The sequence below is a fragment of the Microcoleus sp. D3_18_C4 genome (assembly GCF_036702355.1).
In the GTDB taxonomy this organism is placed as follows: Bacteria; Cyanobacteriota; Cyanobacteriia; order Cyanobacteriales; family Microcoleaceae; genus Microcoleus.
Genome location: NZ_JAUBTF010000050.1, coordinates 49,298 through 59,497, shown reverse-complemented (window position 1 = coordinate 59,497; position 10,200 = coordinate 49,298). Strand labels below are relative to the sequence as shown.

Genomic DNA, 10,200 nt, shown 5'->3' with positions numbered 1-10,200 from the left:
TTTACTCTCTATCTTGATTTTTTTGACGAGGTTAATAGTGCTTTAAGCTTTCAAACTATTCTTTTTTCTAGGTTCAGTTTTCTACCTTTAGTTCGTGGTTCAGTGAACCGCTTCCCTTCTGGCGCTTTATTAATATACTTATTCCGCAAGGTGTTGTCAAGCGTTTTGTGAAAATATTTTTGAGTTTTTGGGGAACCTATACACACCAAGGGTTTCGGCTGTCCTTCACCGCTCCGGTATCCCCTGGCTGACTCCTCTTTTAACTATGGGGTCTTTTTTTAGACCAAAATTACGGCTTTGGGGCAGACTCTCTCCCGCGAATCGGTAGAAGAACTCAGTGGTTCAATATGATGATGGGGCTTACTGGGACTAGAGCTAAGGCAAAGTTAGAGTGTAAGCTGTGAGGCTGCATCATGGGCTTAGGATGACAGAAGCAGGCTGGTGCATGAGTCATATATATGTAAGTGGTGTCTGCATTTCTTGGACTTTACTGAGGGACGTTTGGGTCTCAGATTGAGCCGATCGCCCTTAACAATTCCTCTGATTCAAAATCCAGAAGCTGACACGACACGGTACTCTAACCCAGATCAAACTCCCAGGAATCGATCGCCCGCAAATACACTCTTCTGAATTACACCCCGAAACTCCTTCAGTTACCCCAGTTATCAGCCTTTGATGATCGAGGGCGAGTTGGTATCCTCAACATCTACATCTAAAAAGTGCAAGTGACTCTCTTCCTCAGTATTGACAGCAATCACCAAACCTCTATTCCCCCAAGAAGCGATCGCCCGGGGTGAGGCGGGGCTGCTAAAACTCCCTACTTGAATCCCTTGACTGTTTAACACTTCTATCTGCCCCCCAACATCTGCCAACACCCATCCCCAATTAGCCACACAAGCAGACACAGGCAAAGTTTCAAGAGGAATTCGCGCTACCTTGAGTGGCCACAATTTCATCAACAGCACCGCCGCTTTACCACCTTGAGGAATTCCCAGCAAAGTATAAGGCTCAGGTGTCAACAGCATCTGTCCGACGCTGGCAGACAACCGCACAGAACCCACAGGCGTGCCACGACGAGTGTAAACTCTAAAAATAGTTTGGGGATTTTTTGGTTCGTTGTCCGGCCAAACTGCTAAGACGTGTCGCCGATCCAAAAACATTAATTCTGGTAAATAGTGTTCTGGTAACGGCACAGTAGCGATCAGCTTCAGCGCTTTTTTCGGATCGCCCGCAGTGCTGTTTCCAGCTAAAGAATAAAAACGCAGTTCGCCGGGAACCGCTACTGTCAACCAGTTGCCGTGAGAGTCGACAGCAGCTTTAAAAGCATCTGGACCTTGCCTCAAACCCATATCCAGCAAACATTGAGGCTCCCAAGAGCGCTCATTGAGCCAGTAAAGTTTTTGCGGAGTGAGAACGCAGCAGCCGTGAGAAACAGGTAAAATGCCCCGCACAATTTCCGCCATTAATGAAATAGAAGTAGACATTTCTCCTGTAACTAGCTGTTTTCCCGGCTGAGACCAAACCTTGACCTCTGTACCTACAGCAGCATATAGATACGTTTCAGTGGCAATTAAAGCGGTCAACGGTGCAGGAAGTATCAGTGGCTTTGGCTGCGAAAGCGAATAGCGCACAGTCCCAAGTAAATTAATAGCCGACTGTGATGCTTCTTCCTCTTCAACTTCCAGCAAAGAGTCAGTTTCCGATTTCAGACTTTTATCAATACTGGTTGTGGGGCTTTCCCAAGGAATAATGCAGTCGCCCAATTGCCTGACAGCGGGGTCGTACATGATCAGCCGCAGAGCTTGAGCCATTTGGGAAGCACTGGCAAAACGGCGGGCTGGCAGCTTTTCTAAAGATTTTTTGACTATTGCTTGCAAAGGTTCGGGGATGGCGTCGGGAAATTGCAAGCGTTGATTCAGGTGTGCCCACCTCAAGTCTCCGGGGGTTCCCCCGAAAGGGCGGTAGCCCATTAGCAATTCAAACAGCAGAATGCCTACTGCATATATATCTGACATCGGGGAAAAAAGACCGTAAAACCGCTCAGGGGCCATGTAAGCGGGGGAACCTACGGTAGCGTCGGGAGAAAGTTCTTGGTGGAGGCGAGTGGTACCAATTTCTGGCAGCCGACGCGCGATGCCAAAGTCAGAAAGCCGGGGCGACCAACCTTTTGCTCCTAAAGTTAGGAGGATATTTTCGGGTTTGATGTCGCAGTGAACTACGCCTCGGCGGTGGGCGTAGTCTAAGCCGGCTAAAACTTCCATGACTAGCTGTAAACCTTCGAGCAGACGCAAGGGGCGGTCTTGTTTGAGTAGGTTGCGGAGGGTTCCTCCCTCGCAGTAGTCCATAACCAAGTACCTGCCTGTAGCTGTGTGTTCTAGAGCTCGGCAGGTAACAATGTTCGGGTGCTGCAAGGTGATCAGAAACCACAATTCTCGCAAGAATTCGCTAGTTGGGGCTTTTTGATGACTAAGTTCTTTGAGAGCGACCAGTTGGCTGGTGAGGCGGGAGTCCTGGGCTGGAGCTTCTCGAACGCTGGCACAAAAGACTCGACCAAATTGTCCTTGTCCGACTAGCCCTAAAATGCGGTACTTAGAATGTTGCATCGGTCTAATTATAGAAAAAGCTTGAGCTAGTATTAAAATATGTAAATAATTCTGACAAAAATTCAAATTTTTGAATCGGTCGCCAGGTACAGCCTATGTTATCTCAGGTTCATTCTCAGCCTCCTTGAGAGCGATCGCACACTCGCACCTACTAAAATCCTTGAGCTTCGGAATCACTATCAATCTTGCCGGATGCCGGTATCTGATCGGGAACTACCTGTGGCTGCTATTTTAGTCGATCGCGACTATTACAGTTTTTTCAATGCCATCCAGAAAGTATCTAAGGTTTTAGCTTTTCAAGGCTAAGCTGGGGAATCGGGGCGAGGGAACAGCGATATGACCAAAACAGAAGTGCGGTTATGCCATAGGGGTTAGAGAGCCAGAAGCCGATGCTTTCGTCAAGGCATCTTAACCTTTTTGAGTGTTAGCCAAATTTTTTTGCGCTTTGAATAAGTTGATCGTAACTTGCTAAATACTGAAGTTGACAGGAGTAAACATCAATATGGTTAAAATTATTAAACTAGATCCCATTGCGGAGGAAATAGCAGTCGAAACCCGATCAAATATCCTGTCTGCCTTACTTTCCAAAGACTTAGACGTTCTCAAGGAATGCGGGGGGCGGGGAATGTGCGCTACCTGCCATGTTTACATTAAAGAAGGCATGGAAGGCTTGTCGGACATGAACCGCCGCGAGAGAAGAACGTTGGAAGTCATTACTACGGCTAAAGCCAATTCGCGACTTGCTTGTCAGGCTCAAATTATGGGTGAGGGTGTGGTTGTACAGTTGCCTGCGGGGATGTACATTAATGCGATTGAAAATGTCGAAGCTTTGATCGGTCGCCGGGCCCAGCAAGATTTATTACACCCAATTACGGGTCAAGTAGTTGTAGAATCGGGAAAGTTAATTACTCGTTCTATCGTTACACAGCTTAATGAAACCCGCTTTCAAGTAGGACAGTATTTAGTTCGGACTAAAGAAGCTTAAAACTGATATGTTTGTATTTTAGTAGTAGAGAAAAATCTATGTTGAGCCAACTTGCGCGTTTGAGCACGGAAACAGATGGACGCTACGCCAGTGCAGAAGAACTCCAATTTTTGAAAGACTACTTTCAGTCTTTGAATCACCGGATGAGTGCTTATAAAAAAATTCAAGCCTCTGAAACAGAAATTATGCGGCAAGTGGAAGCACAAATGCTGTCTCTAGACCCTAATTTATTTCGCCGGGGGGCTAACGATATGACTGAAAAGTGCCGTGGAGATATTGTGCGGGTGTTGAGGCATTCGGCTGCAGCACTGTTGATTAATGATACTGAACGGTTGCGCGATCGGCTACTACTTTGGTTGCAAACTATTTTAGGCGCTGTTCAAGTTAGAAATAGTGCAACCGTGACCTATGATGTGATGAAAAAAGTCCTTAAACAATATCTCACGGTGGAAGAAAGGAACCTATTTTTTCCGATTCTGGACATTAACCGCACATTGCTGGGCAAATAATCAAGGGGGTTGACCAGTTAACGCCAATAAACTGTGCCGTTAGGAAGAGTGGCTCCAATCAACTTCGCTCCCGTCAAATCCGCCTCAGTGAGAATCGCTCCCCGGAGGTTGGCTCCTGTCAAGTCAGCTTTCTGCAAGTTGGCTTTACTCAGGTTAGCTTTGGTCAAGTTAATTTCATGCAGGCAAGAATTAGACAGGTCGGCATTGATCAGGTAGGCTAGACTCAAGTTGGCTTTGCTGAGGTTTGCCCCGCTTAAGTTAGCTTCCATTAGATAAGCACCGCTCAAGTTGGCTTCGTTCAAGAATGCCTCTGCCATATTAATTCCAGTTAAAAGTTTGCCGCTCAAGTTTACACCGCTGAGGTCTGCCCCGCTGAGGTTAATACCGCTTAAATGGCTGCCATTTAAAGTGATGTTTCTCAGGTAGGTTTTGCTGAGGTCTGCTTTGCACAAATTGGCTCTATCCAAGCAAGCTTCGCTAAGGTCTGATCCGATCAAGCACGCGCCGTTTAAATAGGCTTGAGTGAGGTTAGTTCGCCTAAGATTTGCTTTCAACAGGTTGGCTTTGCTGAGGTTAGCACGGGTTAAGTTGGCTCCGGCTAGGTTGGCTTTGGATAATTCGGCTCCGGTGAGCTGTGCTTCGGTCAAGTCTGCCTCTTTCAAACTCGCTAGACTTAAGTAAGCATCTTTGAAGTTGGCTCCGTTGAGATTGGCTTTAATCAGATAGGCTTTACTGAGATTGGCCTCGGTGAGAACGGCTTTGGTGAGGTTAGCGGCGCTCATATCTGCACCTATGAGATTAGCATTGGGAAGATTTGCTCCGGTCAGGTTTGCCCAATTCAGATGAGAGCCGGCTAGGTTGGCGCCGGTGAGATTAGCACCGATGAGATTAGCTCCGCTCAGACTGGCTGCCATGAGGTTGGCGCCGGTGAGATTGGCTCCGCTGAGGTCAGCTTTGCTGAGATTGGCTCGGCTCAGATGGGCTTTGGTGAGGTCGGCCCCGCTGAGGTTAGCGCCGATTAAGTAGGGTCGTTGCTGGTGTTGGTTGAGGTTTGCCAAAATTAGAGTTGGGGCATCGCTGGAACGGTATAAATCGATCGGACTCAACACAATGCCGCGCAGATTTGCCAGTCTAAAATCTCTTTCGCCGGCTGCATATCGAGTTAGAAGTTCATTGGCGTCCATTAAGTTCTAGCAAAATGTTTGAGGTTTTGATGGCTTTTAAATTTTATGAGTTTCTAGAGTAAGTTATGAAGTTTCTAGCTGCTAGTTCTCATCAGGTTTTATTTGAATTGCTAAAACCTTATTTTTTAACTCACGAGCTTTTTTATAATTTAACTCACAGTTTTGATGATACGGTCGATAATATGGCTGCCCAAAAATCGATTTGACAGCTATTAGCAACAAACTAATAGCTGTCAAATAAGTCAGTTTTTTTGAAAAAGTTGACTGAGAATAGCTTCATGGTCTTTTCCTTCTTCGACCATAGAATCTGCTGGTTGGAGGCGCTCGCGCAGCCCTAAAATAAAGCGGTTGCAGTCCGAACCCAATGATTCGCAGGATGTTTGCAGGCAGTGAAGTTCTCGACCCGTAAGCTGACTAAAGAAAGAACTTAAAATACCTGCTTCTAAAAAACAGGCTGGTCGCTTAGACTTGGGGGCTGTTTTAGCAAAAAGAGAGTTGGCAATTTTTACTATTAAAAATCCCTGTTCGGAATAGCTGGGATCTAGATCAAATGTTCCCCATCCATGAGTTTTCCAACACTGCTGCAAGGACTGAAGAAATTCTACCATTTCCATTTCAGAAACTGGCTGACCGTAGTATTCGCTGACTTCTTCGCAAAAACGCACGTAGAAGTTTTTACCCCACCAGCGACCGCAGTTGAAAAGCACGAGGCGGGAGGCTTGACCTGTTTCTTTTTCTAAGCCAATATAAATAGCTTGAATCAGTGTTTCTGGGAGTGCTAAGAGCCGATCGCCCCGGCGGTTTTCGAGGAGACCGAGTTCGAGGTCGCCTCGGACGTAGGCATCGCTGGCAAAGTAGTTTCCCGGTAGTCGGGGCTGTTTGAGTAAGTCGGCAATATTAATCATCGGGAATTGGGAATTGGGAATCGGGAATTGGAAATTGGAAATTGGGAAGAAAGCTGATTATTTATTACCTTGGTCAATAATAATTGACTGTGCTTGGTCAAAAAATGGTTGCAATATAGCCCGGGCTTGCTCGGAAAGCAATTCTTTTAAACGAGTTTGCAGCAGATTGCAAACAGTTGCTTCGATTTTTTGAGTTTGGTGGGCTGCGACTATGCCGGAAAGCCAGTCTACAAGGCGCTGTTCGAGAAAATTTTGATCGTTTAGCAGCATAGCCATAGCGCAGTACCGCAAGACTAACACCCAATGTTTGAGCGATCGTTCTAAGGTTTCTTGTTTTTCGTCGGGGAATGTTTCTTGTAGTTTGTTGGCTACTGGTTGGAAGATGCTTGCTTCCTTCTCTCGCAAAAATTCGTAAATTTTTAAGCGCTGGACAAGGGTTACAGCTTGACGCTTAAAAGCCATGAGTTCTTCGCCTTTTAAAAAGCGGTTTTCTGCCTGATCCAGCAGCGCCTCAATCTCAGGGTGCATGATTTTAATTAAGTGGTAATCGGTAATTGATAAAAGGAAGGAAGTTCGGCAACGAGCTATGTACGGGATTTAACGGGTTTAACTAATGGATTTTGAGGGATGAGGAAAGATGGGTGAGGGAAGATGGATGAGGGATTGCCCTATTTTTTATTTTCCATTTGGCACACAGATTAAAACAGGTCAAATAGGTCATCAATGGTGACTTCTGCTTGTTCAGAAATAGAAATTACTGGCAAGGGTGGCGGTAGGGGTAGGGCACCTACTTCCGGAATTCCTTCCCAAGAAATAGCTTGAAAAAAGTCTGCTACTGGCTGGGTTAAACTCAGAAGTTGACCGGGAGTCGAGCCATTTGGGGTTTCTAAAGATTTTCCCAGCCAATTATAGTGACCAAAGAATTCTTGGACAGATTGGTCCAACCATGAAGTTTGACTTTTCATCTTTCTTCCTGCCTGGAGAAATCCACCATCGCACTTTCATCGCGAAATTGGTGGGAGGAAAGGCAGGGCAGGGGATGTGCCTTTCCAGGTTGTTTACCGCAATATTTCACCGTGTTGCAGTCGATTTTGAATATCGCGGGCGTTCGCACCTTCGTTGAGCCAGAATGCTGCTGCATCAATTTTATCTGGGTTGCCAAGCAGGAACTTGCAATAGGTTTCTCCCATTGAGTAACATTGGAGTTCTATGCAGCTCAGAGGCTTTTTGACTAAAGAGCCGAAGAAACCGGCGAACAAACCGGCGTATAGGTGACAAACCGGTTTGCCTACGTCGCCCAAAGTGCGAGCAACTGCTGAGTCAAAGAGGTTGATGAAGATGCAGCCGTGTTTGCGATCGCTCATGTCTACTTCCCAGCGACCCCAACCTTGAGCCGTGAAAGGCCACCACCAAGTTTCTAGCAGAAACATGAGATTTGACTGGCGAATGTTCTGGCTGTATTCGGCACTAAACCATTTTTGAAAAAATTCGGAATCTTGGAGTCCCCACTGGCAACCAATAGTATACATGATGACAGAGGACGCGGGGCCGACTTCTTCTTCGAGCCCCTCCACCAAACCGATAATGAAGTCTTCGCTGGTAAAAATGTTGCGTGACTCATTCCAGTCGTCAATTGTACCCATCTGGCGATCGAAGGCAAAAAAATCCTGAAACCTATAGTGGCTGTGAGTTTTAGGATGATTTTGCTTCAGTAACGATTCGCTGTGGGGGGAGATTTCTTTTTTGGCGGTAGAGACCATTGGCGGGTTATTCCTTTTTGGTGTAGTTTGGTGAAATTAGAGTCAAATAGAAGGGCCTGTGTATCCAATTTAACTTTATTTTTCTAAAGGCAGGCAGAGGATATAATTTTTTACTGCAATATAAAAATTAAAAATTCTAGGATGCTAAATTGGGGGGCTTGTTGGGAGTTCTGCCTGCGGTCAACTGCTCTCTGAGTGCTGACGAAAGTGGGTATAACCTTAAACGGGTATGTGTTATCGTTTTGTGCAAGCTGTCCACTATATATATAGGGCATATGGGGATGAAAAATCACGCTTGTATTGCAATAGGCATCAATCAATATCAGTTACTCCAGCCTTTGAGTTATGCCCAAGAGGATGCAGAGGCGCTGTACGGTTTTTTGACTGAGGAGGCGGGTTTTGCACCGGATGGATGTCTGCTGATGACCGATAGCTCGCCGTCGCTGTGGGGTCAATCTACCTATCCAAATCGGGAAAATATTCTGAGATTGACCCAAAGCCTGTGCGCGGAACATGTGCAACAGGGAGATTTACTCTGGTGTTTTTTTAGCGGCTACGGTGTCAGCTATGAAGGTAAGGATTATTTGATGCCGGTTGACGGCAATCCGGCTGACATTCAGGGTACAGGGATTCCGGTAGAGTTGCTGTTGAATACTCTGAAAAACGCTCCTACGGAAACGGTGTTGGTGCTGGTTGATATGAACCGCAGCCAGATTGTGAAAGCGGGGGAAACGATCGGCTCTCAAACGGTCGAGCTGGCGCGGGAACTGGAAATCCCGACGGTGCTTTCTTGCCGCCCTAATCAAGTTTCGCGGGAAACTTCGGCTTTGCGTCAGGGGTTTTTTACGACGGCGCTTTTGGAGGGGCTACGCTCGGGACAGTGCATGACTATTAAGGGTTTAGACCGTTTTTTGAGCGATCGACTGCCGGAGCTGTGTGACCACCATTTGCGTCCGAAACAAGAACCTTTGATGGTGGTGAATCCTCCAGGAAAGGCTAATTTGGTGATTTTGCCCGATGCTTCAGGGGTACCAACTGCTGCGTTGGCAGGACGCAACGGCAATATGGCGGTTGGTACGGCTGATGGGTTCGATCGCCCGCAAATGGCGATGGCTACGGCTCGAATGGATGTGCCTCCGGCAGTTCGTAACGCTCAGGATTCGTCGGTTGAGATGCCACCTGTGTCGCCACCAAATGCTGTGGGCCCGGCTGATGGGGGGGGCGATCGACCGAACTTGCAAAAGCCGGAGGATGAGCATAACGGGGGGTCGGATAAGTCATTTTTGCAGCAGCTAGTTTTATGGAGTTCAGCTACGGCTTTGGTGCTGCTGTTGGGTGTTTTTGTGACGAACAAATCAATTTTTGTTGGTCAGCAGGAAGGAGATCCTCGATCGCCTGCTAAAAATGCCGAAAACTCTGGATCTCAAAAATTTACTGGTACTGGGGGATCGCAGAACCAACCGCGGGCGCTGCAAGCGGGGACTGGAACCAAGCAGCCACCATCCAGCCAGCAGGTGTGGGCTGAGGCGAAAACTTTCCTCAAAGATGGTTCGGCTTCTAGTTTTAATAGAGCGGTGGTTAAGGCTCGAACGATTCCGGCTAGCGATCCGCTCTACCCGCAGGCTCAGCAGGATATTGAGCGCTGGAGTTTAACGATTTTGGATATAGCTAACGGGCGGGCTGCTCGGGGCGATTTCCAGGGGGCGATCGGCGCGGCTAAATTGATGCCGGATGTCAATCAGCCTGTTTACAATCAGTCGAAACAGGCGATCGCTCAGTGGGAGGAGCTATCCAAAGACCAGGATGTAAATATTGCTTTGCTATCGGCTGCTAAGCGTCAAATTAAGCGGGGGGTTGCCTCTTCTTACAGTAAAGGCATCCAGCAAGCTAATAAAATTGAACCCGGTCAGCCGAAGTATGCAGAAGCTCAACAGTTAATTGGAGAGTGGAGCGAAAGTATTCTCAAAATTGCTCAGTTGCGCGGCTCTCAAGGAAAGCTGAAAGAGGCAGTTGAAGCTGCTTCGCTGGTGCCGTCGGGTACTAAGAGTTATCAGCCGGCTCAGAAGGAGATCGCCAATTGGAAAACTAAGCTCCAACGCCAGCAGAAAAAAGGTTGATTTAGTTGATAATTTCTCGGTTTCCCACCGGGAAATTATTTTAGCGACTGGCCGAAGTAGGTCGATCGATCGCTCGATACCTTTTGATACTGCCAAAAGAGATCTACACATCGATAATTTAAAACCAATAATTTTAT

Annotated in this window: 9 protein-coding genes; 3 read left to right on the top strand and 6 right to left on the bottom strand. The window is 47.0% G+C overall.

Annotated elements, in window-relative coordinates:
• Nucleotides 1–665: 665 nt before the first annotated feature.
• Entirely contained in the window at nucleotides 666–2,603 is a 1,938-nt protein-coding gene (locus QUA90_RS22315; RefSeq protein ID WP_333447771.1) for a serine/threonine-protein kinase, read from the bottom strand.
• Nucleotides 2,604–3,105: 502 nt separating this feature from the next.
• On the opposite strand from QUA90_RS22315, the gene QUA90_RS22310 reads away from it, so the two are divergent.
• Both QUA90_RS22310 and QUA90_RS22305 read left to right on the top strand, forming a co-directional pair.
• The gene (locus QUA90_RS22310) at nucleotides 3,106–3,588 is read left to right on the top strand and encodes a 2Fe-2S iron-sulfur cluster-binding protein (RefSeq protein ID WP_006635922.1); all 483 of its coding nucleotides are present in this window, start codon (nucleotides 3,106–3,108) and stop codon (nucleotides 3,586–3,588) included.
• A gap of 38 nt (nucleotides 3,589–3,626) precedes the next feature.
• Nucleotides 3,627–4,097 (top strand): phycobilisome protein, encoded by a 471-nt coding sequence (locus QUA90_RS22305; RefSeq protein WP_333329561.1) that lies wholly within the window; start codon nucleotides 3,627–3,629, stop codon nucleotides 4,095–4,097.
• 17 nt (nucleotides 4,098–4,114) lie between these two features.
• Here QUA90_RS22305 and QUA90_RS22300 read toward each other — a convergent pair whose 3' ends face one another.
• The 5 genes from QUA90_RS22300 to QUA90_RS22280 form a co-directional block, all read right to left on the bottom strand.
• Nucleotides 4,115–5,281 carry a pentapeptide repeat-containing protein gene (locus QUA90_RS22300; protein WP_333447769.1) on the bottom strand — a complete coding sequence of 389 codons (1,167 nt, stop codon included), beginning with the start codon at nucleotides 5,279–5,281 and terminating at the stop codon, nucleotides 4,115–4,117.
• 242 nt (nucleotides 5,282–5,523) lie between these two features.
• Nucleotides 5,524–6,186 (bottom strand): V4R domain-containing protein, encoded by a 663-nt coding sequence (locus QUA90_RS22295; RefSeq protein ID WP_333329567.1) that lies wholly within the window; start codon nucleotides 6,184–6,186, stop codon nucleotides 5,524–5,526.
• Nucleotides 6,187–6,243: 57 nt separating this feature from the next.
• Entirely contained in the window at nucleotides 6,244–6,714 is a 471-nt protein-coding gene (locus tag QUA90_RS22290; protein ID WP_333211707.1) for a phycobilisome protein, read from the bottom strand.
• Between the two features lie 170 nt (nucleotides 6,715–6,884).
• Nucleotides 6,885–7,151: a hypothetical protein gene (locus QUA90_RS22285; RefSeq protein WP_333042386.1), complete on the bottom strand. Its 267-nt coding sequence runs from the start codon at nucleotides 7,149–7,151 to the stop codon at nucleotides 6,885–6,887.
• A gap of 93 nt (nucleotides 7,152–7,244) precedes the next feature.
• Nucleotides 7,245–7,946, bottom strand: coding sequence for a V4R domain-containing protein (locus QUA90_RS22280; RefSeq protein WP_333084954.1), 702 nt, complete (start codon nucleotides 7,944–7,946; stop codon nucleotides 7,245–7,247).
• A gap of 281 nt (nucleotides 7,947–8,227) precedes the next feature.
• Between QUA90_RS22280 and QUA90_RS22275 the strand changes: the two genes are divergently transcribed.
• A complete protein-coding gene (locus QUA90_RS22275; protein WP_333447767.1) occupies nucleotides 8,228–10,063 on the top strand; it encodes a caspase family protein in 1,836 nt (611 codons plus the stop codon).
• Nucleotides 10,064–10,200: the final 137 nt, after the last annotated feature.